Annotated in this window: 23 protein-coding genes and 1 pseudogene; 14 read left to right on the top strand and 10 right to left on the bottom strand. The window is 71.3% G+C overall.

The window, feature by feature from the left end; translation table 11 throughout:
- Window positions 1–38: 38 nt before the first annotated feature.
- Window positions 39–1,439: a sensor histidine kinase gene (locus WMF45_RS06665; protein WP_437716103.1), complete on the bottom strand. Its 1,401-nt coding sequence runs from the start codon at window positions 1,437–1,439 to the stop codon at window positions 39–41.
- 295 nt (window positions 1,440–1,734) lie between these two features.
- Here WMF45_RS06665 and WMF45_RS06660 point away from each other — a divergent pair, with 295 nt between their 5' ends.
- The 5 genes from WMF45_RS06660 to WMF45_RS06640 all read left to right on the top strand — a co-directional run bounded on the left by WMF45_RS06660 (window position 1,735) and on the right by WMF45_RS06640 (window position 5,689).
- A complete protein-coding gene (locus WMF45_RS06660; protein WP_437716102.1) occupies window positions 1,735–2,841 on the top strand; it encodes a substrate-binding domain-containing protein in 1,107 nt (368 codons plus the stop codon).
- Window positions 2,842–2,903: 62 nt separating this feature from the next.
- Complete coding sequence (modA, locus tag WMF45_RS06655; protein WP_437716101.1) at window positions 2,904–3,734, top strand: molybdate ABC transporter substrate-binding protein; 831 nt, start codon at window positions 2,904–2,906, stop codon at window positions 3,732–3,734.
- Window positions 3,731–4,546 (top strand): ABC transporter permease, encoded by an 816-nt coding sequence (locus WMF45_RS06650; protein ID WP_437716100.1) that lies wholly within the window; start codon window positions 3,731–3,733, stop codon window positions 4,544–4,546. Before modA ends, WMF45_RS06650 begins: the two co-directional genes overlap by 4 nt.
- A complete protein-coding gene (locus tag WMF45_RS06645) occupies window positions 4,546–5,322 on the top strand; it encodes an ABC transporter ATP-binding protein (RefSeq protein ID WP_437716099.1) in 777 nt (258 codons plus the stop codon). Before WMF45_RS06650 ends, WMF45_RS06645 begins: the two co-directional genes overlap by 1 nt.
- A gap of 136 nt (window positions 5,323–5,458) precedes the next feature.
- Entirely contained in the window at window positions 5,459–5,689 is a 231-nt protein-coding gene (locus WMF45_RS06640) for a hypothetical protein (protein WP_437716098.1), read from the top strand.
- Window positions 5,690–6,000: 311 nt separating this feature from the next.
- On the opposite strand, the gene WMF45_RS06635 is transcribed toward WMF45_RS06640, so the two are convergent.
- The 3 genes from WMF45_RS06635 to WMF45_RS06625 all read right to left on the bottom strand — a co-directional run bounded on the left by WMF45_RS06635 (window position 6,001) and on the right by WMF45_RS06625 (window position 7,446).
- Window positions 6,001–6,492, bottom strand: coding sequence for a Fur family transcriptional regulator (locus WMF45_RS06635; RefSeq protein WP_437716097.1), 492 nt, complete (start codon window positions 6,490–6,492; stop codon window positions 6,001–6,003).
- A gap of 92 nt (window positions 6,493–6,584) precedes the next feature.
- Window positions 6,585–6,944, bottom strand: a complete 360-nt coding sequence (locus WMF45_RS06630; RefSeq protein ID WP_437716096.1) for an ArsR/SmtB family transcription factor — start codon at window positions 6,942–6,944, stop codon at window positions 6,585–6,587.
- Window positions 6,928–7,446, bottom strand: a complete 519-nt coding sequence (locus WMF45_RS06625; RefSeq protein WP_437716095.1) for an SRPBCC family protein — start codon at window positions 7,444–7,446, stop codon at window positions 6,928–6,930. Before WMF45_RS06625 ends, WMF45_RS06630 begins: the two co-directional genes overlap by 17 nt.
- A gap of 108 nt (window positions 7,447–7,554) precedes the next feature.
- On the opposite strand from WMF45_RS06625, the gene WMF45_RS06620 reads away from it, so the two are divergent.
- The 6 genes and pseudogenes from WMF45_RS06620 (at window position 7,555) to WMF45_RS06595 (ending at window position 11,006) form a co-directional block, all read left to right on the top strand.
- Window positions 7,555–7,884 carry an ArsR/SmtB family transcription factor gene (locus tag WMF45_RS06620; RefSeq protein WP_437719502.1) on the top strand — a complete coding sequence of 110 codons (330 nt, stop codon included), beginning with the start codon at window positions 7,555–7,557 and terminating at the stop codon, window positions 7,882–7,884.
- 10 nt (window positions 7,885–7,894) lie between these two features.
- Entirely contained in the window at window positions 7,895–8,404 is a 510-nt protein-coding gene (locus WMF45_RS06615) for an SRPBCC family protein (protein WP_437716094.1), read from the top strand.
- Window positions 8,405–8,526: 122 nt separating this feature from the next.
- Entirely contained in the window at window positions 8,527–9,195 is a 669-nt protein-coding gene (locus WMF45_RS06610) for a glutathione S-transferase family protein (protein WP_437716093.1), read from the top strand.
- A 220-nt stretch (window positions 9,196–9,415) separates the two neighbouring features.
- Window positions 9,416–9,970, top strand: a pseudogene (locus tag WMF45_RS06605) (TetR/AcrR family transcriptional regulator); the annotation flags it as partial.
- Between the two features lie 128 nt (window positions 9,971–10,098).
- Entirely contained in the window at window positions 10,099–10,395 is a 297-nt protein-coding gene (locus WMF45_RS06600; protein ID WP_437716092.1) for a YciI family protein, read from the top strand.
- Complete coding sequence (locus WMF45_RS06595; protein WP_437716091.1) at window positions 10,392–11,006, top strand: DNA-3-methyladenine glycosylase I; 615 nt, start codon at window positions 10,392–10,394, stop codon at window positions 11,004–11,006. Before WMF45_RS06600 ends, WMF45_RS06595 begins: the two co-directional genes overlap by 4 nt.
- A gap of 56 nt (window positions 11,007–11,062) precedes the next feature.
- Here WMF45_RS06595 and WMF45_RS06590 read toward each other — a convergent pair whose 3' ends face one another.
- The 5 genes from WMF45_RS06590 to WMF45_RS06570 form a co-directional block, all read right to left on the bottom strand.
- A complete protein-coding gene (locus WMF45_RS06590) occupies window positions 11,063–13,525 on the bottom strand; it encodes a hypothetical protein (protein ID WP_437716090.1) in 2,463 nt (820 codons plus the stop codon).
- A gap of 16 nt (window positions 13,526–13,541) precedes the next feature.
- Window positions 13,542–14,117, bottom strand: coding sequence for a GNAT family N-acetyltransferase (locus WMF45_RS06585; protein WP_437716089.1), 576 nt, complete (start codon window positions 14,115–14,117; stop codon window positions 13,542–13,544).
- A complete protein-coding gene (locus WMF45_RS06580) occupies window positions 14,114–14,455 on the bottom strand; it encodes a hypothetical protein (protein WP_437716088.1) in 342 nt (113 codons plus the stop codon). The genes WMF45_RS06585 and WMF45_RS06580 overlap by 4 nt, the downstream gene beginning before the upstream one ends.
- 147 nt (window positions 14,456–14,602) lie before the next feature.
- On the bottom strand, window positions 14,603–16,009 hold the full coding sequence (locus WMF45_RS06575; RefSeq protein WP_437716087.1) for an MFS transporter: 1,407 nt from the start codon (window positions 16,007–16,009) through the stop codon (window positions 14,603–14,605).
- Window positions 16,006–16,545: a hypothetical protein gene (locus tag WMF45_RS06570; protein ID WP_437716086.1), complete on the bottom strand. Its 540-nt coding sequence runs from the start codon at window positions 16,543–16,545 to the stop codon at window positions 16,006–16,008. Before WMF45_RS06570 ends, WMF45_RS06575 begins: the two co-directional genes overlap by 4 nt.
- A 149-nt stretch (window positions 16,546–16,694) precedes the next feature.
- Here WMF45_RS06570 and WMF45_RS06565 point away from each other — a divergent pair, with 149 nt between their 5' ends.
- A complete protein-coding gene (locus WMF45_RS06565; RefSeq protein WP_437716085.1) occupies window positions 16,695–17,654 on the top strand; it encodes a LysR family transcriptional regulator in 960 nt (319 codons plus the stop codon).
- A gap of 178 nt (window positions 17,655–17,832) precedes the next feature.
- Here WMF45_RS06565 and WMF45_RS06560 read toward each other — a convergent pair whose 3' ends face one another.
- Entirely contained in the window at window positions 17,833–18,897 is a 1,065-nt protein-coding gene (locus WMF45_RS06560) for an NAD(P)-dependent alcohol dehydrogenase (protein ID WP_437719501.1), read from the bottom strand.
- A 295-nt stretch (window positions 18,898–19,192) separates the two neighbouring features.
- On the opposite strand from WMF45_RS06560, the gene WMF45_RS06555 reads away from it, so the two are divergent.
- Both WMF45_RS06555 and WMF45_RS06550 read left to right on the top strand, forming a co-directional pair.
- Window positions 19,193–22,198, top strand: coding sequence for a DEAD/DEAH box helicase (locus WMF45_RS06555; RefSeq protein ID WP_437716084.1), 3,006 nt, complete (start codon window positions 19,193–19,195; stop codon window positions 22,196–22,198).
- A complete protein-coding gene (locus WMF45_RS06550) occupies window positions 22,195–23,175 on the top strand; it encodes an SWIM zinc finger family protein (protein WP_437716083.1) in 981 nt (326 codons plus the stop codon). The genes WMF45_RS06555 and WMF45_RS06550 overlap by 4 nt, the downstream gene beginning before the upstream one ends.
- The last annotated feature ends 169 nt before the right edge of the window (window positions 23,176–23,344 follow it).

Here is a 23,344-nt window from a genome sequence, read left to right as displayed (position 1 = left end):
GCGGCCGCTGCGCGCTGTGTGCCACGCTGATCGACGCCTCACCCGCGCGGGCGGCCCTCGCCTCCCGCCGAGGACGCGGGCGCCTCTGCCGCCGCTGGCGCCTCCTGTCCCGCCGCCTCGGCGATCGGGAGCGTGAAGTAGAACCGGGCCCCCTGCCCGACCTCGCTCTCCACCCAGATGCGGCCGCCGTGCGCGTCGACGATCCCCTTGGCGATGTAGAGCCCGAGGCCGGTGCCCTTCTTCCCGGGCGTCTCGTCCTTCCAGAACCGCTCGAAGATGCTCGTGAGGTTCTGCGGGGGGATCCCCGGCCCCGAGTCGAGGACGGCGAAGCGGGCCATCGCCCCGTCCCGGTCCACCGACAGGGTCACCTGGCCGCTCTGGGGCGTGAATTTCAGCGCGTTGCCGAGGAGGTTCGACAGCACCTGGAGCACGCGCTCCCACTCCGCGCGGATCACGAGCCCGGGCTCCTTCAGGGATTGCTCGAACCGGACCTGCTTCGACTCGGAGAGCGGCCCGAACATCTCCATGGTCTCGTGCAGGAGGTCCTCCACCGCGCACGGCTTCGGCGTCACCGAGAACCTGGAGGCTTGCATCGTCGTCACGTCGAGCATCGTCCTGATGAGGCGCTCCATCCGCAGCGAGACGTGCTCGATCGACTCCGCTTGCTGCCGTGTTCGCTCGGAGTCGGCGCCCCGCCGCAGCCACGCGGCCTTCAGCGCGATGGCGCCGAGCGGGTTGCGCAGATCGTGGGCCACGATGCCCATGAGCTCGTCGCGGGCCGCCAGCGCCAGGCGCGCGGCGTCACGCGCCTCCCGCGCCTTGTGGTACGGGCCGCCGAGGAGCTTCGTGAAGTACCAGGCGATCCCCAGGCCGGCCAGCACCAGCAAGCCCAGCAGGCCCTCGAGCCACAGCTCCAGCCGGGCTCGCTCCGCCTTCGCGTCGTCGTACAGCTGCTTGAGGACGTCTTGCTTGTGCTCGACGAGGCGGGCGAGGGCGCCCTCGAGGTCGCGGTGACGCGGCCTCAGCTCCTCATCGAACCGGCGCACGAGGTCGCTCGCGTCGTCGCCAGTCCGCGTCCGCTGCCGGGCGGCGAGCAGCTCTTCCTGCATCCGGACGAGGTGCCTGGCCGCCTGCTCGACCTCGGCCACCCGCTCGAGACCAACCGGGCTGAGCGCGTGGTCGCGAAGCGCGCCGACGTGCTCGTCGAAGCGCGCCCTGGCCCTCTTCGCCTGCTCGAGGAGCTCGGGATCACCGGAGATGAGGTAGCCCCTGCCGTGAGACACGATGAGCTCGCTGCTCCACCGGAGCCGCTCCACGAGCGTGATCTCGTGCTCCTTGGCGCGTAGCCGATCGATCTGAGCCTCGGCCACGGACGAGAAGCGCCGCACCGAGAACGCCATGCCGAGCGCCAGGAGCAGGGTGAGGATGGCGTAACCCATCCTCGCCGTGGCCTCGAAGCGCGTCCGCGTCGGAATGACCGAAGTTCCGTCCTCTCGACGGGCGTCGGCGGATCCGTGGGGCTGAGCCACTCCGCGAAAGCTAGACCGCGTTGCGCGAAGAGCAAGGCGCCCCGGCGCCGCGCCGCACGGCGAGAAGCGCTCCGGCGGCGAGCGGGAGCGTGGCAGGACGACGCGCGACGAGCGGGGCGACTCGACCTGTCGCGTGGGGCCGAGGGCATCTCAAGGCCGCCGATGGATGACAAGCAAGCGTTCCTCGGTGTAAAGAGTGTGCGTCATGACAGACCGAGCGGCGAACCGGGTTCGCGAGCGGCGCGAGGCGCGCGGGCTATCCCAGGTGGCGCTCGCCGAGCGCGCCCGCCTCACGAGGCAGAGCGTGGGCGCCATCGAGGCGGGCCGCGCGACCCCGGCGGTCGACGTCGCGCTGCGCCTCGCGAGCGCCCTCGACTGCTCGGTCGAGGACCTCTTCGGGGAGCCGAGCGCGGCGGCGGACCTCGCGACCGAGACCGACGCTCCGGCGGCGCTGGGCCGCGCCGCGGTCGCGCGCATCGCGGACCGCTGGGTCTCCTACCCCCTCGAGCAGGACGCTGTGCGGATGGCCGCGGACGGCATCGTGACCGGCGAGCGGCGCGGGAGGGCCGTCGTCGAGCCCCTCCGGGCGCTCGCCGAGGTCGAGGAGAACGTCGTCATGATGGGCTGCGCGGCCGGCCTCGGGCTGCTCGCCGACCGGCTCAACACGAGGCCGGGGCCGGGGCGGTTCCTCTGGTTCCCGCGCTCGAGCACCGCGGCCCTCCAGGCGCTGGCCCGGCAGCGGACCCACGTCGCGGGCGTGCACCTCGTCGACGCGCGCACCGGCGAGGCGAACGTGGCCGACGTCCGCCGGCTCGGGCACGCCGAGCCGATCGTCCTCATCACGCTGGCGCGCTGGGAGGCGGGCCTCCTCGTTCGCCGCGAGGACGCCGGCCGCATCCGCGGCGCGGCCGACCTCGATCTCCCCGGCCTGCGCCTCGCCGGCCGCGAGGCGGGCGCCGGCGCCCAGCGGCTCCTCGAGCGCGAGGTCCGCGGCCACGGGCTGCCGATCGAGCTCGCGCGCAAGCCGCACCTGCGGGTCGCCGGCCACCTCGACGTCGCGCGCGCCGTGGCGATGGGCGCGGCGGACACCGGCGTCGCGACGCGCGACGCGGCGATGGCGCTCGGGCTCGGCTTCGTGCCCCTGGCCGAGGAGCGCTACGACCTCGCGGTCCCGCGCGAGGGGCTCGATGACGGCAGGGTGCAGCGCCTGCTCGACGTCCTCGTCTCAGGGGAGTTCCGACGTGAGCTCTCGGCGCTCGCCTACGACGCTCGGCAGGCGGGCGAGCAGGTCGCCGAGGTGCGAGCGGCATGACGGCGCAAACGGAGCCACGGAACGACGGAACCCAGGAACGACGGAACCCAGGAGTCTCCCCGATGAAGTACCCCCGACGACAGCTGTTGCGCGCTCTCCCCCTCCTGATCCTCGCGGCGTGCCTCGCCGTCCTCGGCGGCTGCGAGCACTCGGAGCCGGCGTCCGCCCAGCGGGAGGACAAGCTCGTCGTCTTCGCCGCCGCCTCCCTCCGGGACGTGTTCACCGCGCTGGGAGAGGACTTCAAGCGCTCTTATCCGGGCGTCGAGGTCACGTTCAACTTCGCCGGCACGCAGGAGCTCCGCACGCAGCTCGAGCACGGCGCCGCCGCCGACGTGTTCGCCTCGGCGGATCAGCGCCACATGGACGAACTCGTGAAATCCCAGCGCGCCGCGGGCCCCGTCGCCTTCGCGCGCAACGAGCCCGTCCTCGTCGTCTCGAGCGAGAGCGCCGCGACCATCCGGGGGTTCGCCGACCTCCCCGCCGCGACCCGCATCGTCATCGGCACCCCCGACGTCCCGATCGGCCGCTACACGCTGCAGATCCTCGATCGCGCGTCGGCCTCCCTGGGCGCGGATTTCCGCGCGCGCGTGGAGTCCAGGGTCGCCTCGCGCGAGCCCAACGTGCGGCAGGTGCTCGCCAAGGTGCGCCTCGGGGAAGCGCAGGCGGGCGTGGTCTACCGGACGGACGCGCAGGGGGCGCAGGACGGCGTGGTCGTCGTGGCGATCCCGCCCGAGGTCAACGTCGTCGCCGAGTACCCGATCGCCGTCGTCTCCGGCGCCGCGCACCCCGGGCTCGCGCGCGCGTGGGTCGACCTCGTGACGTCGGAGGCCGGCCGGACGGCGCTGTGGCGCGCCGGGTTCCTTGTGCCTTCCGGGGGCGGCGCGCCTCGGTGAGCGGGCGCCTCCGCGCGGAGCGGGTGGCCCTGGCCGCGGTCGGCGCGGTCCTCGTGGCCTTCCTGGCCGTCCCGATCCTGGCCTTGTTCGCGACGGCCACGGCGGGGGACGTCGAGCAGGGGCTCCGCCACCCCCTCGTGTGGCCCGCGCTGCGCCTGAGCCTCCTGACGACCTGCGCGAGCCTCGTCGTCGTGGTCGTCCTCGGGACGCCGCTCGCCTGGACGCTGGCGCGCTCGCGCGGGCGGCTCTCGCGCGCGGTCGAGGCGGTGGTGCAGCTGCCCATCGTCATCCCGCCCGCGGTCGCGGGCGTCGCGCTGCTGCTCGCGTTCGGCCGCCGCGGGCTCCTCTCCGGGTGGCTCTACCCCGCGGGGTGGTCCGTCTCGTTCACGACGGCGGCGGTCGTCGTCGCCGAGGTGTTCGTCTCGGCGCCGTTCTTCGTGCAGGCGGCGACCAGCGCGTTCCGGAGGGTGGACGCGCGGCTGCTCGTGGTGGCGCGGACCTTCGGCGCGTCGCCGCTCCGGGTGTTCTTCCGCGTGGCGCTGCCGCTCTCGGCCCCCGGGCTCGCCGCCGGGGCCGCGATGAGCTGGGCCCGGTCCCTCGGCGAGTTCGGCGCGACGCTCATGTTCGCCGGCAACCTGGAGGGGCGGACGCAGACGCTGCCGCTCGCCATCTACACGGCGCTCGAGTCGGAGCTGCGCGCCGCGCAGGCGCTGTCGATGGTCCTCGTCGTCGTGGCGTTCACGCTGCTCCTGTTCGTGCGGGCCGTGCTGCGGCGCTCCACCGAGGCCGAGCGCCTCGAGGCGGCGCCGTGATGGGGGCGGAGCGCCTCCGCGCCCGCGTGACCGCGCGCGTCGGGCGCCTGCGCATCGAGGCCGATCTCGACACCGGCGGCGGGTCGCTCGTCCTGGTGGGGCCGAACGGCGCCGGCAAGACCACCTTGCTCTCGCTCCTCCTGGGCATCTTCCCCGTGGAGCGAGGGCGCGTGGAGGTCGGCGAGGCGGTGCTCCTCGACACGGCGGCCGGGATCGACGTGCCCGTCGAGCAGCGCGGGATCGGCTATGTGCCCCAGGACTACGCGCTGTTTCCGCACCTCAGCGTCCGTGAGAACGTCGCGTTCGCGGTGCGGAGCGACCCCGCGCGGCGGGCGCGCGCGGCCGGCGCCGAGGTCGTCGACGCCATGCTCGACGACCTCGGCATCGCCGCGCACGCCCACCGGCGGACGCAGGCGCTCTCCGGCGGCGAGAAGCAGCGCGTGGCGCTCGCGCGCGCGCTCTCCGTGAGCCCGCGGGCGCTGCTCCTCGACGAGCCGCTCGCCGCGCTCGACGTCCACTCGCGCCGCGAGGTCCGGGCGTTCCTCTCGGACTACCTGCGGACGCTCGCCATCCCCACCGTCGTGGTCACGCACGACGCCACGGAAGCGCGGCTCCTGGGAGATCGCATCGCCGTCCTCGAGGCAGGGCGCGTGACGCAGGCCGGCACCTGGGAGGAGCTCTCCGCCCGACCGGCGTCGCCCTTCGTGGAGGAGTTCGTCGCCTCGGCGCGCAGCGCCGGCGACGCGCCGCCCTCCCGGAGCGCGGATTCAGCCTGAAAATTCAGCAAGGAGCAGCGGAAACCCTCTGTCACGGCCGGATCTCCGGTCGCGAGGCCATCCGCCAGTCGCCCCCCAGCGCGATCATGTTGAAAATGAGAATCATTCGCGTTACCGTCTCGCTCGGGAGGTCGACTTGTCAAACACGAAGGACTGTCGTCACGAAACCCTCGCGTACAACGGTGTCGCGCACGTCCAGCGGTGCCTGGACTGCGGGGGTATCTCGATTCACCTCGGCCCCGTCTCCGTCCGGCTCGACGATTCCAGCCTGGAGGCGCTGTGGGCCGTGCTCGGAGAGGCCGCGGCGGAGCTCCACGCGCGGAGGACGACCGAGGTGATGAACGTCGTGAGGCGAGGTGTCGCGTGAGGGCCCGGGCGCTCGCGCGCGCGGCCTCGACGGCTCTTCCGCTGGACGGGCCCTGGGGGACGTTCGGGGCGCGGGTCCGGGAGCTCGCGTGCGCGGCCATGGGGCGCCTTGGCCGGTGGGTCGCCGTGGCCGGCTGCGCGGCGATGTTCGGCTTCGTCGGCGCGTTCGTCGCCCTGAGCGCCGGCTGGATCGCGTGGCCTGGCTACCTGACGGCGGTGTCCGGGTCGCTGCTCATGTACGCCGCCTGCCTCGCGGTCGGGCACGCCGGTGATCCGGTCGCGCTGCGGCGCCGGCAGGGCGCCTCTCGCGCGTCAGCCCTCGACGCCGGCAGCGCTGCAGTCCTTGCAGATCCCGAGCAGCTCGTGGACGTGGCCCGTCAAGCGGAAGCCGAATCTCTCCGCGACATCGCGCTGAAGAACCTCGATCGCCTCGAACTCGAACTCCACGACCTTGCCGCAGCGTGTGCAGATCAGGTGGTCGTGATGTTCACGCTCGAACGCTCGCTCGTACCGCGCGCCGTCGCCCTTCGACACGAGCGTCATCTGGAGGAGCCCCGCTTCCACCAGGAGGGGTAGGACCCGGTAGACGGTGGCGGGGTGGGCATCGACGACGCCGCTCTCGCGGAGCTCCTTCATCAGGTCGTCGACCGAGAAGTGCCCTCGCCTGAGGAGCGCCGCGCGCGCGATGGAGTCGCGGACCGACGACCCCTTCAGGCCGCGCTGCCGCACCGCGCGCCGCAGCCGCTCCAGCGCCCGCTCGAGGCCGGCCTCGTCGAGCGCGGGCGGCTGGGTCACATGGCGCACGCGGAAACTATACGAACCGTTCGCAAGATGGTCAACGCTGGCCCAGCACCTCGGCGGAGCTTCGGTCAGGACGTCGCCGAGAAGCCGCTCTCTTATCGCGTTTCCCGTTTCCGCGGCGGAGGCGACGGCTCCTCGACCATCCGGCGCAGCCGCTCGAGCGCGCGATCCCAGCCTGCGGAGATGCCGTCGAGGAACACGCGGGCTTCCTCGATCCGCCGCGGCTCGAGCGCGTAGAGGACCTCGCGCCCGCGCCGCTCGTGCGTCACGAGGCCCGCGCCCTCGAGCACCCGGAGGTGCTTCACGATCGCCTGTCGCGTCACCTTCGCTCCGTCGGAGAGCGCGGTCGCCGACAGCGCCCCTCCGGCCCCGAGCCTGGTCACCACCGACAGCCGCGTCCCGTCGCCGAGGGCGAAAAAGACGTCGGCGACCGCCTGTTCACACGCTTTCGACATACTTGACGATGTTCTCGGCCTGAGCGGCCCATCCCCCCTCGTTCATGCGAAACGCGCGCTCGCGTCGATGCGCTGGCACTCGGTCGAAGCCGGACTCCACGATGGTGAGCAGGGTGCCTTCAGCGACCCCCTCGAGGCGAAACTCGACGAGCGTCGTCGGCTCGTTGTCCGGGTCGGCCTCGGCGTCGATGCCATACGGGATCCAGCGAAAGCTGAAGTACCGCTCCGGCTCGACGCGCTCCACCGTGCAGAACACCGCATTCTTCTCCGGGAGCTTCACCTTCGAAGGCCGGAGACCGCGGCTCTTCTGGTAGTCCATGATGGCGGCTTCGTTGAGCGCCTCGTCGAAGATGCCGGTGAGCGTCTTGCCCGCGACGAACTCGCCCTCGAGCTCGACGCCGAACCAGCGCCCGAACTCCCGGGCGTCGGTGATCGCCCGCCACACGCGCGACACGGGCGCGCGCAGCGTGACCTGCTTCTCGATCCTGTCCGTCGATGCCATGTGCAACCTCCTGGATGCACAATAACGAGCCGCGCAACGAAGTGCAACCAGATGATTGCACCTCGTCCTTCGCTTGACTTCCAGGCATCGATCCACAACCATATGGTTGTGGATTCGCTGAGCACGACCCTGGCCGCCCTGAGCGACGCCACCCGGCGCGCGATCCTCGTCCGGCTCAAGACGGGGCCTGCGTCGGTGCACGAGCTGGCGCAGCCGTTTCAGATCTCGCAACAGGCCATCTCCAAGCACCTGGCAACCCTGGAACGAGCAGGTCTGATCGAGAAGCGGCGCGACGGGCGGCAGCACGTTTGCCAGCTCAATCCCGCGCCGATGCGGGAGGTGGCGAGCTGGGTCGAGCAGTACCGGCAGCACTGGGACGAGGCGTTCGGCCGCCTGGACGAGCTCCTGCACGAGCTGCATCCGCCAAAGAAAGGGTGATCACGTCACGATGCAATTCTCTCAAACCCCTCATGAGCCCACGGTCCTCATCGAGCGCACGTTCGATTTTCCGCGCGACGTGGTGTTCGATGCGTGGACGAACCCCGACCTGCTGGCGCGCTGGTTCGCGCCGCGGGGGTGCACCATCCGCTTCGCGCGGATCGACGTCCGGCCGGGAGGAGGCTTCCACTCGTGCATCCACAACCCGCAGTTCGGCGATTGCTGGACCATCGGTGTCTACCGCGAGGTCGTGCGGCCGGAGCGGCTCGCGTTCACCATGCGGATCGCTGACGCGAGCGGGAATCCCGTCTCCTCCGAGAGCCAGGGGCACGATCGGGACTGGCCCGAGGAGACGCTCGTGTCGATCACCTTCATCGAGCGAAACGGGCGGACGCTCGTGAGGCTCGAGCAGAACGTGAGCGAGGCGCTCGCTCGCCGGACCGGCGCGCACCCGAGCTGGCTCCAGATGCTGGACGCGCTCGGCGAGGAGCTGGCGAGGGGCGCGCGGAGGCCTGGCTGAACATCGATCCGGCTGATTTTGCGAGGATCTCGGGCGCTCCGATGGAACGCGCGACGGTCTCGCCGACCATGACCACTTGCAGACACGAACCGCTCGCCGACACGCGAAGCAGCAAGGCCACCATGACGACACCGATCCTCTACGCCCACCCCTTCTCGTCCTACTCCCAGAAGGCCTTCATCGCCTTCCACGAAAAGGACGTCCCTTTCGAGCTGCGCGTGCTGGAGCCTTCCAACCCGCAGGCCGGCGCCGAGCTGGCGGCGCTCTGGCCGCTCGGCAAGTTCCCCGTGCTCAGGGTCGACGACCTCGCCCTGTGGGAGGCGACCATCGTTGTCGAGTGGCTCGACCAGACGCATCCAGGTCCTGCCCGCCTGATCCCGCGCGATCCGGCCGCCGCGCTAGAGGTGCGGATGTTCGACCGCATCTTCGACAACTACGTCATGAATACGATGCAGGTGATCGTGAACAACCGCATCCGCGAGATGCAGTCCAACCCGCGCGATGAGTACGGGGAGGTCCAGGCCCGCGCCGCCCTGGACAAGGTCTACGCCTGGCTCGACGGCGAGCTCGCCGGCCGGACCTGGGCGACAGGCGACGCCTTCACCCTCGCCGACTGCGCCGCCGCCCCGTCGCTGTTCTACGCCGACTGGGTCCACCCCTTCGACGACCGCCCCAACCTGCGCGCCTACTACCGCCGCCTGCGCGAGCGCCCGTCCGTCGATCGCGCCGTGGAGGGCGGCCGACCCTACCGCCACTATTTCCCGGGCGGCGCGCCGACCGATCGCGACTAGCTCCGCCCGCCAGAAGTCCGGCCAGCGATCTGGGGAGAGATTTCAACGCAAAGGCGCAAAGTCGCAAAGCCGCAAGAAAGAACAGATTTCGTGCCGCGCGCCATCGCTCGGAACAATGGTCGTGGCAGGGCGGACGCAGGGACGCTTGACAGCCTAGGACGATCGTCCTACTAGATGACTCTCCGCGGCTGCGACAGCGGCCGTCCGGCGAGGCGACGCTGTGAGCAACCCGACGACGCGCGATCAGATCGTTCAAGCGGCTGATGGTCTCTTCTATCGGCGGGGCTACGAGCACACATCCTTCGCTGATATCGCGGAGGCCGTCGGCATCTCACGTGGCAACTTCTATTACCACTTCAAGACCAAGGACGAGATCCTGGAGGCCGTGATCGACGAGCGCCTCGCGAGCACGCAGCAGATGCTCGATCGGTGGGAGATCGAGGGGAACAGCCCCGCGGACCGGATACGCAGCTTCATCGGGATCTTGATCGCGAACCGCGCCAGCATCAAACGATTCGGTTGCCCCGTCGGCACCCTGTGCGCCGAGCTCGCAAAGCTGGACCACCCTTCCCGGCCGGGAGCCAACCGGCTGTTCACGCTCTTCCGGACGTGGCTGAGCCGGCAGTTCGTGCTGCTCGGCCGGGCGGACGACGCCGATGAGCTCGCGATGCACCTCCTGGCCAGGAGCCAGGGGGTGGCCACGCTGGCGAGCGCCTTCCACGACGAGGCCTTCATCGCGCAGGAAGTGGAGCAGATGCACGCGTGGTTGCTGTCGCTGAAGGCCAGCGCCGGCGCGCCTGGCCCCGGCGCTCGGTCAGCGCGGGGGCGCCAGGCGACGCAACCCAAGACGACACGTGGCCGCCCCCGCGGCGGACGTGAGCCGTAACCCCAGGAGCATGCGCCGTGTTTCTTGTCCTTCTCGAGTTCTCCGACAACAAGGGTCAAGCCAGCCTGCACATGGAGCAACACAACGCCTGGATCCGGCGTGGCTTCGACGAAGGCGTGTTCGTGCTGGTCGGGAGCCTGAAGCCCCACGGCGGCGGCGGGATCCTCGCGCATCGGACCACGATGGAGGAGCTCCGCGACAGGGTGAACGGCGATCCGTTCGTCGCCGCGGGCGTCGTCAGCGCCGAGATCGTCGAGATCGCGCCGTCTCGCGTCGACGAGCGGCTCGGGTTCCTGCGAGGCGACGCGCCATGAGCGCCGCGACGATCGTGGGGCCCGACGGTCGAGCGCGCTGCCGCTGGTCCGGCGGGGCGCCGGAGTTCATCGACTATCACGATCGCGAGTGGGGGTTTCCTGTCAGCGACGACCGCCGGCTGTTCGAGAAGCTGTGCCTCGAGGGCTTCCAGTCCGGGTTGAGCTGGCGCACCGTCCTCGCCAAGCGTGAGAGCTTCCGCGAGGTGTTCCACGGCTTCGACGTCGACGAGATCGCCCGCTTCACCGGGCGAGACGTCGAGCGGCTCCTCGGAGATGCGCGGATCATCCGCCACCGCGGCAAGATCGAGGCGGTCATCCACAACGCGCGATGCGCCAGAGAGCTCGTCGCGCGCGAGGGCTCGCTGGCGGCGTTCGTCTGGCGCTACGAGCCCGCCGCGGAGCGGCTCGCGCCCCCGCAGACCGTATCGACATCACCGGAGTCGGTCGCCCTCTCGAAGGACCTGAAGAAGCTCGGCTGGAAGTTCGTCGGCCCCACGACGGTGTACGCGTTCATGCAGGCGATGGGGCTGGTGAACGATCACGTCGAGGGCTGCGTCATCCGAGGAGACGTCGAGCGCTCGCGTGAGCGATTCGAGCGTCCCCGGCGCTGACACCTGCCTGCGCGGTTCCGGCGCTTCGTGGCACCGGCGGCGAGACAAGCGCCGCATCACGTGAGGCCGGCGCCGAAAGCGCCGAGCGCGTTCGCGAAGGTCGTGCCAGTCGGGGCGGCGGGCAGCGCGGAAGGCGGCGGGCCCCCGAGCTCGAAAAAAGCGGGCATCGGCAGCGGCTGCGCCGTCGGGCCGCGGCCCAGGCACCACCGCTCGTAATGCGTGAACGTGATGAAGAAGCGGTGCTGGTCGACCACCCAGATGATGCGCCAGAAGGAGCTCACCTCCTCGGCGAGCGCGGCGTTCTCGTCGCAAAGGTTCACGATCTCGGGGACCGACCTGAGCGAGACCTCGAGGCAGATGTGCCGCCCGCCGCCGAGCGGGAGCTCGCGGGTGTGGTCGGAGAAGAAGTCGTACCAGACGAGCTGCCCCGACAGCAGACGATCGAGCGTGGCTTTCACCCAGGGGTTCGATTTGATGATCGTTGCGACGTCGACGGCGTTTCCCTGGAGCTTGCCGCTCTTCAGCCAGTCGTCGACGACGTAGGCCCCGAAGGTGCATGAAGGATGGTGAAGGAAGCCGACCGGGCTGGGAGAGAGGACCTGCGCGCCGCGGGCCTCGCAGATCATGTCGACCGAGATCTCGAGGAGCGCGGGCCGGCGCTCTCCCTTGACCATCCGGTAGAGCCGCAGCTTGCCGCGCGCGACGTCGCGGAAGATCGCGGCCCAGGCTCGCTGGTAACGCCGCTGGTTGGCATACGTCGCGTCGAGCAGGAGGGCGCACGGCACGTTGCTGGTGCTCGCGAACCCCTTCTTCTGCGTGTCGCCCCATTCGAACTGATTGCCGCCGAGCCGCTTGGCGTCCCATGCCAGCCCGTCAAGACCGTAGTACTCGACGTCGGGCGGCACGCTGTTCGCGCCGCACACGGTACGGTCGTACTTGTTCTTGATGTCGGCGGGGGCGCCGAACACCTTGGGGTGCGTGCGGGCCGCGTGCGCGGCCGCCAGCGCCTCCTCCATGGTCTGTTGCAGGCTCTGGCCAAGGCCGAGGACGTTCATGATGATCAGCTCGACCTTGGGGTTCGCCGGAAGCTTGCTCCGGAGCTCGAGGAGGGTGGCGAGGTCGATGGCGCCTCTCTTCAGCAGGCAACTCGACACGATCTTCTTCGCGAGCTCCTGGGTCTCCACCAGCGACGGATCCTTGGGAGGCTCCAGCGCCTCGAGCTTCCCGATGTGGCCGGAGAGGTCCTGCGGCGTGAAGATGACGGACCAGATCTTCTCGGATCCCTTGAGCTGCGGCGCGAGCTGCGGCAGGTAGCCCCAGAGGTTGCGCTTCGCGGCTCCCCAGAGATCCTCCCGCCGCCCCGGCGGGATCGGCGGCGGCAGCCCGAGATCCTCTCTCAACCCCGCATCCAGCGCGCGGGCCAGGCCGGCCGCGTCGGCCTGCAGGCGGAAGATCTCGTCCACGAACGCTGGCGACAGCGCCGTGGGCGCCTTCAGCGGCGACTGCCCGATGTTGCTCAGCGCCTGTTGCCCGTAGACCACGCCGATGCAGAGCTCGCAGACCGAATCGATGGCCAGCAGGCGGTCGAGCAGGTCCTCGACGCCGCAGCTCCGATGAAGGTGCGCTTCGTTGAGCTCGAGGCAGAGCCCCGCCAGCAAGCCGGTCAGCAGCAGCACGAAGTCCCGGACGTTCGACGAGGGCTGGCTCATCGGGTCTTTTCCGAAGTGGGTCCAGCACGGGCTATCGATCAGGCACCCGGCGTGCGCGAGATCGAATTTCAGGGTGTGCACGAGGAGCGGCTTCGGAAATGCGTCGGTCCTGTCGTGCGCGAGCAGGAGATCGAGGATCTCCTTGCGCGCATTCGTGATCTTCGAGCCGGCGAGCTCGGCGCAGACCGTCTGGCCGTCGGCCCGCGCGAGCAGGGCGCAGGCGTACTCGACGAAGGCGGCCTGCCGTGGCGACATGTAGAAGTCGATGGCGGACGCGAAATCCCAGATGCCCTCGTTCCCCAACATCCAGGGGGTATAAGCGCAGGGGAGATAGAGATCGGCGCCATCGATCGCATTCTCGACAGCCTGGATGTCGCCTGTCTGGATGGCCGCCAGGAGGAGGAGCGTGTCGCCGGCGGCGGGCGGTCCGAGATCGTTGAACTCCCGCTGCGCCTTGTTCGCGGCGTCGTCGTTCTCGACCTCCTTCTCCTTATCGGTGACGGAACAAGTCGTCTCCGGACCCCTCTTGCTAGGGACCAGGCGCAGCACCTCGTCGGTCGAGGTCTCGAGCGCGGACTGCTCGTCGGTCACGAACCGCCACCGGTAGTAGCGCGTGCGCAGACGGAGCAAGTCGAGCAGCTTCAGCTCGGCGGCGGCGTCGGGCCAGCTCGAAGGCGCCGACTGCAGGAAGAGCTCGAGGTCCAGGAGGCCGAGCTCGGTGACGGTCGGCGGCCGGAAGCGCCCCTGCTTCCTTGCCCGCTTCTTTGACTTGTATCGCGTGGCGGGGAGGGACGGTTCTCTCTCTTCCATCTTCGTGCCCCCGCGCTCAGAGCGCCCGGCCGTAGGCGAGCAGCGGCGGCGCGCCGCCGGGCGCCTCCTCCGCGTCGCTCGGTGACATGCGCTCGAAGCCCAGCGCCTCGGCCAGGCGGCGCGAGCGCAGGTTGCCGGGCGCGATGAACGTCGTCACCGAGCCGAGCCCGCGGGCCCGCGCCTCGCCGAGCAGCGCCGAGACGGCGGCGCGTCCGATCCCGCGGCCCCAGAACGGCTCGCCCAGCCAGTAGCGGATCTCCGCCGTGCGCCCGAGGCGATCGATGGCGCAGAGATCGCAGCCTCCCGCGACCACGGGCGCGCCCCCGGGCGCCGCGGCCTGCCCAGCCGCCTGCGCGACCCCCCGCGCGACGACGATGGCGAAGCTCGCCCGCGTCCCCTCGCGCTCGTGGTGGCGCAGCGCCACCACCTCGCGCTCGACGTGCCGGGGCGGCAGCGGGTGCGGCAGCCGCAGCGGGCCCGCCACGGCCGGGCCGGCGAGCAGCTCCTGCATGGCGGCGGCATGCTCGAACCCGAGCGGCTCGAGGCCGACATCGGACCGCAGCCCGGCCGCGGCGCGGAGGGCCGCGCTCACCCGAGCTCCCCGTGCGCCCGCGCCTCTAGCCGCGCAACACGATCCCCCATCGGCAGCCGCTCGTCCGCGAGGATCGCCCGCGCCCAGGCCCGCTCGACCTCGAACCCCGCGCCGAGCGCGAGGTCGATCATGACGAAGCGGCCCACGTCGCGATCGTCGTCGATCCCGAGGGCGCGCGCGCGATCGACGGCGGCGCGCACGCGCTCGAGGCGCGCCGGCGCCGGGAGCGCCGCCGCCTCCGCCCAGTGGCGCGCCGCGATCGCCGCCAGCTGCTCCGCGAGCCGATCGTCCGCCGGTCTCGCCAGAGCAACCCATTGCGCCCGACGGATCCTCAGCATTGCGCAAAATTGGATACGCGCGTGCCCGAGGTGGGTCAAGGCGCCAGCCGGCGCCCCGCGCCAGCCGGCGCCCTTCCTTCTCGCCCGCGGCGCTCTCTGCTCGAAGAGCTCGGACACAGCGGCTCTCAGCTGCCCATCCGCCCACCGTCATGGCTCGCGGTGCGGGCCGGCGCGCAGCGCGCTGACGATCCCGGCGCTCAGCGTCAGCACGGCGCCGATACCGAGGCCGATGCGCGGCGCGGCATCGACTGGCAGGAGCGTGAAGAGCAAGGTCATGACGACAGCGCCCGCCGTCTGGCCCGCCAGCCGCGCGGTGCCCTGCATGCCGCCCGCGGCGGCGCTCCGCGCGCGCGGCGCCGCGAGGAACATGTTGCGGTTGTTCGGCACCTGGAACAGGCCAAAGCCCGCGCCGCACAGCGCCACGAACGGCACCAGCGAAAGCGCGCTGCCGTGCGCCGGCGACATCGCGAGCGCGGCGAGCCCCAGCGCGAGACACCCCGCGCCCGCCGCGCACAGCCAGGCCGTCGAGATGCGGTCGGCGAGGCGGCCCGCGACGGGCGCCAGGAGGGCCACGCTCAGCGGCCAGGGCGTGATCAGCAGCCCGGTGGTCAGGGCCTCCTGGCCAAAGCTGTGCCGCAGATAGAAGGGCAGCGCGACCAGCGCCGAGGCCTGTCCCGCGAAGCACGCGACCGAGGCGATCACGGAGACGCGAAACGAGCGGCTGCGCAGCAGGTCGAGCGGCACCAGGGGCGCCTCCTTCGGCAGCTCGCGGCGGAGCAACAGCGTCGCGCTCAGGACGGCCGCGGCGAGCAGGCCGGCCCCGAGCGCCGGCGCCGCCGGGAGCAGCTCCGCGCCTGCGATCAGCGCGCCGAAGGCCCCCGCGTTCAGCGCCATGCTGGTCGCGTCCAGCGCCCGCGCCGTGCCGGGGACCTCGGGGAGGCCGCGCGAGGCGAGCAGCACCGCCACGCCGAGCGGAAGATTGACGGCGAACAGCCAGGGCCAGCTGGCGCTCGAGAGCAGCACGGCGCCGACGGTGGGCGCCGCGGCCGAGGACAGCGCCACGGCGAGCGCGTTCCAGCCGATGGCGGCTGCCAGCTGCGCCTGCGGAACCACGAAGCGCAGCAGCGCCACCCCGAGCGCCATCACGGCGGCTCCCCCGAGCCCCTGCAGAAAGCGCGCGGCGACCAGCCAGTGGAGCGATGGCGCCAGCGCACACAGCACCGACGCGCCCGTGAACAGCCCGACGCCCGCCGTGAACACGGCGCGATAGCCCAGGCTCTCGCCCAGCGCGGCGCACGGCAACAGCGCCATCACCAGCGCGAGCTGGTAGGCGCTGACGACGCGCACCGACGCGGCGGGCGTCACCTGGAGCGCGTGCGCCAGCGCAGGCAGCGCCACGTTGGCGATGCCTGCGGAGAGCACCACCAGCACCATGGCCGCGAGCACGCACGCGATCGCCTCCGCGCGCGCCGGGCCCTGCACACTGGAAGCCGCCTGATCGGGCGCCTCGCTCGGCAGGGGCGCGCCCGCCATCGAGGTGCGCAGCGCCATCATGTTCCCACCGTCCAGACGCCGTTGCGCTCGACATAGCGGGTCACGCGCCGCGCGACCTGATCTTCCTGTCTGAGATCGCGCTCGGTGAAACGCAACTGCAGCGCCGGGCCGGCGACGCAGCGCGTGTCGTGGATGTCTCCCGGCAAGAACAGCTGCGCCTGCCCGGCGCGCAACAGCGTCTCATCACGCTTGACCAGCTGGATGCCGGCTCCGGTCTCGACGCGAGCGTAGGTCGACATCGCGATCTCTCCGCGCTGCAGGGCGTAGATCACCCAGCTGCGACCGTGGTCATGCGGCGGGCGGTAGATCCCGGCCTGCTCGGTGTGGGCCTGCAGCACGAAGCCGTGCTCCGCGTCCCGGTAGAGCTCCCTGGACGCGGGCGCCTCCTCGTGCAGCGCCGCGAGCCAGGGCTCGGAGGCGTGCGCCTTCGCCAGCTGTTCCAGGTGATCGCGACAGCTGGCGACAAGGGCGCTGCTGAGCGGTCCCCAGCTGGCGCGGGTGCGATGGATGAACAGGTCAAGGGCGTTCTCGGTCATGGGTGGCCTCCGGCTCGGCTCGAATCGACGTGATCCGCGCTTCGACGTCGAAGCTAGAGCGCCGGCACGGATTGCGGAACGCGCAACGATCGCAACCTATATGTGCATGCGACGCCATAGTTCACCCTGACCTCTGGTAGCCTGCTGGCATGTCGCTGCCCGACCTGAACTTGCTCGTGACGCTCGACGTGCTGCTCACGGAAGGCAGCGTCACCGGCGCGGCCCGGCGCCTGCGCCTGAGCCCGTCGGCGATGAGCCGGGCGCTCGCGCGCCTGCGGGAGACCCTGGGCGACCCCCTGTTGGTGCGCGCTGGCCGCGGCCTGGTGCCGACCCCACGCGCGCTCGAGCTGCGCGAGCGCGTGGGCCACCTTGTGCAGGGCGCCGAGGCCGTCCTGCGGCCGGCCGAGAAGCTCGACCTGAATCGCCTTGTGCGCACCTTCACGCTGCGCACCAGCGAGGGCTTCGTCGAGGGCTTCGGCCCAGCCCTGATCGAGCGCACCGGCGCCGAGGCGCCAGGCGTCCGGCTGCGCTTCGTGGCCAAGCCCGACAAGGACAGCGCGCCGCTGCGCACGGGCGCCGTCGACCTCGAGACGGGCGTCGTCGACGAGGACACCAGCCCCGAGCTGCGCACCCAGGCGCTGTTCCGCGACCGCTTCATCGGCGTCGTGCGCAGCGATCACCCCCTCGGCCGCGCGAAGATCACGCCCGCGCGCTACGCCGCCGGACGCCACGTCGTGTTCTCACGGCGCGGCGTGGCCAAGGGGCGCATCGACGAGAGCCTGGCCGCGCTCGGTCTGGCGCGCGAGGTGGTGACCATCGTCGGCGGGTTCGCGACCGCGATCGCCCTGGCGCGCGCGACCGACCTGATCGCCAGCGTTCCGGATCACCACACAAGGAGCCTGCGCGACGGCCTGTTCAGCTTCGCGCTGCCCTTCGCCGCGCCGGAGATCACCGTCTCGTTGCTGTGGCACCCGAGGCTGGACGCGGACCCCGCTCACCGCTGGTTGCGCGACAGCGTGCGGGAGGTCGTGGCAGGCGGGGAAGAGACGGCGGCGCGGAGCGGGCGTGCCGGGCAGCGCCGCGAGCCACGGAAGAGGCGAAGGGGCTAGCGCCGCCCCTCGGCGTTGACGATGACCTAGGACACCGATCACGTTGATCGAGCGAGAAATGAACCGCCAAGACACCAAGGACGCCAAGATAATTCTCCGTTCTTGGCGTCCTTGGCGACTTGGCGGTTCGAAATTCTGCACTTTTCAGGCAGTTTCAACCCGTTTGTCGCTCTAGGCCTTACCGCTGTGGCCCGGCGGCCAAGCTGGCGGTGTCGATGACGAAGCGATACTTGACGTCGCCCTTGAGCATCCGCTCGTACGCCTGTTCGATCTGCTGGATCGGAATCACCTCGATGTCGGCGACGATCCCCTTCTCCGCGCAGAAATCGAGCATCTCCTGCGTCTCGGCGATGCCGCCGATCGTCGACCCGGCGATCGTCCTGCGCTTGAGCACGAGGTTGAAGACGTTGGGCGACGGGTGGGCGTCCTTCGGCACGCCCACGAGCACCAGGGCGCCGTCCCGCCTGAGCAGCCTCGTGAAGGCGTCGAGGTCATGGCTCACCGCGACCGTGTTCAAGATCATGTCGAAGCTCTCGGCGTGGCGGTCCATCTCGTTCGCGTTGCGCGACACAACGACCTCGTCCGCGCCGAGGGCCTTGGCGTCTTGCCGCTTCGACTCCGACGTCGTGAACGCGACGGTGTGCGCGCCCATCGCGTGGGCGAGCTTGACGCCCATGTGGCCGAGCCCGCCGATGCCCACGATGCCGATCTTCTTGCCGGGCCCGGCGTTCCAGTGCCGAAGCGGCGAATAGGTGGTGATGCCGGCGCAGAGCAGCGGGGCCACGGCCGCCAGCTGATCCTCGCGGTGGGTGATCTTCACCACGTACCTGTCGTTGACGACGATCCGCTGGGAGTAGCCGCCCAGCGTGTGCCCGGGGGCGTCCGGGGTCGGAGAGTTGTAGGTGAGCGTCATGCCCCTCTCGCAGTACTGCTCGAGGTGTTCGGCGCAGGACGCGCAGCGGCCGCAGCTGTCGACCATGCAGCCGACGCCGACCAGCTCGCCCTTCTTGAAGCGAGATACCTGGCCCCCCACAGCGGACACCCGCCCCACGATCTCGTGCCCAGGAACGCACGGATAGAGCGTGCCGGCCCATTCACCTCGGACGGTGTGCAAGTCCGAGTGGCAGACGCCGCAGTAGACGATGTCGATCTGCACATCGTGGTCGCCCGGGGCGCGGCGATAGATGTCGAGCGCTTCCAGCGGCTTGTCGGCGGCATGGGCACCAAAGGCTTTCACGGTCATCTCGAACTCCTGGAAGAGGTAGGGTCGGCCCTTCTCGTTCATTGGCTGCCGGGCCATGTGCAGCACTACAAGGCATAGGTGGGCATCGTCGAGATGAAAGGGGGGCCTGCGGGTCGTGAACGGTTACACGGATGGGTCCCGAGGCGCGGGAGCGGCTCTGGCTCGAGCGCTGGACGGCGATGCTACGACGGGCGATCGAGCGGCCGCTCGCAGCGCATCGGGCCGGCTGATTTGCGCAGCCCCCGCGCCTTCGTCTCCCTCGATCCGGGGTCCATGTGGCATGTAGGGGCGGTCGATGCCGCTCGTGTACTTGCCAGACGTGGATGCCCTGTTCCTCTGGGGCGGCGACCCGCCGCCCCGCGTGCTGCCCTCGCTCGGTCGTGACGGCGAAGCCTGGTCGACGGCGCTCGTCGCGCCGGAGGGCCGCCGTGAGGCGCTGGGCCTCAAGCTCCCGCTCTTCGAAACGATGGCCCAGCTCGCCGTCGTCCCGGCCTCCGAGGTGGAGAGTCTGCCCGGCTCGGTCGCGACCTGGGTGCTCGCCAGCAAGCTCGCCATGGACCTCGTGGCGCGCGAGCGCGTGGTGCCCACCATAACGCGACGCGGCGGACGCATCGAGGCCCGCTGGGCAGCGGCGCTCGCGGGGAGCGAGGACGCGGCGAAGGTCGCTGCCCTCGCCAGGAGCATGCCGCCGGCGGCGCACGCCGTGCCCGCCGCTCGCGACGGCGCCGACGCGGTGTGGGCGCCCGATGCCCTCCTTCGCGCCTACGTCGATGCTGTCGTCGACGCGCTGGTGCGCGCCGCCCATGGCGGCCCGTCGCACGCGACGACGCGAACGAAGGGAGCGCGCTTGTCCGGCGGCGCGTGGGCCGATCGCTGGCGGACGGCGCTCGCAGGCTCGCAGCGGAGCTTCGAGGCCGCGGGGTTCGCCGAACGATCGGTGGTCGACGATCTCGAGCGCTGGAGCGAGCCTGCCCTCGGCGCGCGCGATCGCCTGCGCGCGTGCTTCCGCCTCGAGCTGCCGCTGGCCGACGGCGCGCCGTTCCTCCTGCGCTTCCTCCTCCAGTCGCCGGACGATCCGAGCCTCCTCGTGCCCGCCGCCGAGGCGTGGAAGACGAAGGGACGCAGCCTCGAGAAGCTCGGGCGCGCCTTTCGGGATCCACAGGAGTCGCTCCTCGAAGCCCTCGGTCGCGCGGCGCGCCTCTTCCCGTCGCTCGCGCGATCCCTCGAGGAGGCCCGCCCCGAGTCGGTACCGCTCGACCCGGCGACGGCGTGGGCATTCCTCGGCGAGGGCGCGGCGGCGCTCGCGGAGGCGGGCTTCGGCGTCATCGTCCCCGGCGAGCTGACCGCCGCAGGGCAGCGCCGCCTGCGCCTGCGCATGCGCGTGGGCGGGAGCTCCAGGAAGGTCGCCGGTGTCGTCGCAGGCGCCGCGGGGCTCGCGCTCGACGAGCTGCTCCACGTGGACTGGGAGGCGGTCATCGGGGACGAGCCTCTGACCGCGCGCGAGCTGGCGGCGCTGGCCAAGCAGAAAGCGCCCCTCGTCCAGTTCCGCGGGGCGTGGGTCGCCGTGGATCCGCGCGAGCTGAGCGACATCCAGAAGCGCCTCTCGGGCGGCGCATCGAAGATGACGGCGCGCGAAGCCATCCAGGCCGTCCTTGCGGGCGAGGCGCAGCAAGGCGGGCTGTCGGTCGCGGTCGCCGCCTCGGGCGCCGTCGCGGAGCTGGTCGAGCGCCTGCGCAGCGGCGGCAGCAAGGAGCTGGGCGCCCCGGAGACGCTCGGCGCGACGCTGCGCCCCTATCAGGAGCGCGGCCTCGGCTGGCTGGCGACGATGAGCTCGCTCGGGCTCGGCGCCTGCCTCGCCGACGACATGGGCCTCGGCAAGACGATCCAGCTCCTCGCGCTCCTCCTGCGCCGCAAGGAGGAGGCTCCGCGTGACGGCCGGCCCGCCCTGCTCGTCGCGCCGACCTCGGTGGTCGGCAACTGGGAGCGTGAGGTCGAGCGCTTCGCGCCCTCCCTCCAGCTCGTGCGCCACTACGGCGCCGAGCGCGCGCGGTCGGCGAAGGACCTCCCGAAGGAGCCAGGCACGCTCGTCGTCACGACCTACGGTCTCCTGCGCCGCGACGCCGAGCTGCTCTCGAGCGTCGACTGGTCCGTCGCCGCGCTCGACGAAGCGCAGAACATCAAGAACTCCGCCTCGGCGACCGCGCGCGCCGCGCGCGGCCTGCGCGCTGCACACCGCTTCGCGCTCACCGGCACGCCGGTCGAGAATCGCCTCGCCGAGCTCTGGTCGATCCTGGAGTTCGCGAACCCTGGCCTCCTGGGGCCGCTGGAGACGTTCCGCCGGGACTTCGCGCTCCCGATCGAGCGCTATGGCAACGATCAGGCCGCCGCGCGCCTCCGGCGCATCGTGGGCCCGTTCATCCTGCGCCGGCTCAAGAGCGATCCGACCATCCTGAAGGACCTCCCGCCGAAGAACGAGATGAAGGTCGTCTGCACGCTGACGCGCGAGCAGGCCACGCTCTACAAGGCGGTCGTCGACGCGGAGCTTCGCCGCATCGAGGCCTCGGACGGCATCGAGCGACGGGGGCGCGTGCTCGCGCTGCTCATGTTCACCAAGCAGATCTGCAACCACCCGGCGCAGTACCTCGGCGAGGCCGGCCCCTTGCCGAGGCGCTCCGGGAAGCTCGCCCGCACCACCGAGATGCTCGAGGAGGCCGTGGCCGCCGGCGACAAGGCGCTCGTCTTCACGCAGTTCCGGGAGATGGGCGACAGGCTCGTGGAGCACTTCACCGCGAACCTCGGCTGCGAGGTGGTGTTCCTTCACGGCGGCACCCCGAAGAAGGCGCGCGACGAGATGGTGCGCCGCTTTCAGGAGGAGCCGCGCGGCCCGCGCGTCTTCGTCCTCTCGCTGAAGGCGGGTGGCACGGGTCTCAACCTGACGGCCGCGAGCCACGTCTTCCACTACGACCGCTGGTGGAACCCCGCCGTCGAGGATCAGGCGACGGATCGCGCCTACCGCATCGGCCAGAGGCGCGCCGTGCAGGTCCACAAGCTGGTCTGCGCGGGCACTGTCGAGGAGAAGATCGATCGCCTGCTCGAGCAGAAGCGCGAGCTCGCCTCGAAGGTCGTGGGCGCCGGCGAGCAGTGGATCACCGAGCTCGACGGCGGCGAGCTGCGCGACCTCTTCGGGCTCTCGGAGGGCGCCGTCGCGGACGGCGATGACGACGATGTGGATACCGTCACGTCGTCGCGGCCAGGCGCGAAGGCGCGCGCCGCGCGAAGCCGCAGAGAGGTGCGCCCATGAGCCGCTGGAGCAGCGACGGCTGGTACAAACCCGCGCCCAAGAAGCCGCCGCCCGAGCGTGGCATTCGGGTGAAGAAGGCAGGCACCACCTGGTGGGGACAGCGGTGGATCGAGGCGCTCGAGGGCGTGCTGCGCGGCGACTCGGCGAGGCTGGCGCGCGGGAGGACCTACGCCCGAGCAGGCCGCACGCACGACCTCGTCGTCAAGGGCGGCAAGGTGACGGCCAAGGTCACCGGCTCGCGGGCCACGCCGTACAAGATCACCATCGACCTCGCGCAGCTCGGCGAGGCCGCGTGGAAGAGGGCCATCGACGGCATGGCCAGGAAGGCGCAGTTCTCGGCCGAGCTCCTCGCGGGGCAGATGCCTCAGCCGATCGACGACGTGTTTCGGGAAGCGGGCGTGAGCCTGTTCCCGGCGCAGCGCGCCGACCTCACGACGAGCTGCTCGTGTCCCGACTGGGGCGATCCGTGCAAGCACGTCGCCGCGACCCACTACGTGCTCGGCGAGGCGCTCGACCGCGATCCGTTCCTGCTCTTCGAGCTGCGCGGAAAGACCAAGGGGCAAGTGCTCGACGCGCTGCGCGCCGCGCGCGGCGGGGAGAGCGAAGCGGCTGCGAAGAAGGGTGGCAGAGCGGCGGCTGCGCGCGAGACCGAGGGTCACGAGGTGCCGACGGTGAGGCTCGGCAAGGTGAAGGCGGCCGACTACGACAAGCCGCGCGAGGCGCTGCCGGCGCTGCGCTTCGGCTTCGACGAGCCCGTCACGCACGGCGCCGTGCTGCGCCAGCTCGGGGCTCCGGTCGCCTGGGAGGGAGACGCGAGCCCGGCCGACGTCCTCGCGCCGCTCGTGCGCGCCGCCGCCGAGACGGCGCGGCGCATCGCGATGGCCGAGCCGAGCGGCGCGGGCGACGTGCCGGCGCCGACATCGACGAAGGCTCGAGCGCCTCGCAAGGCCGCCGCCAGGCGTCAGGGCGCCGGGTAAAGAACGCGAAATGCTGCGTCGCTCATGAGATGGCGGCGCGCGCCGGAACGCGAGGCAAGCCGCGCTGCCGGCGGAGCGACATGAACCGAGGTCGGCTGCGCCAGCTCTGCTGAAGGACCTGCTCCCCTCGCCTCGGGCGTCTCACCCGGTCGAGGGGGTCGCCCTTCGT

The organism is Sorangium sp. So ce448 (genome assembly GCF_051520915.1).
Taxonomy (GTDB): Bacteria; Myxococcota_A; Polyangia; order Polyangiales; family Polyangiaceae; genus Sorangium; species Sorangium cellulosum_B.
This window is presented reverse-complemented; position numbering and strand designations above follow the sequence as displayed.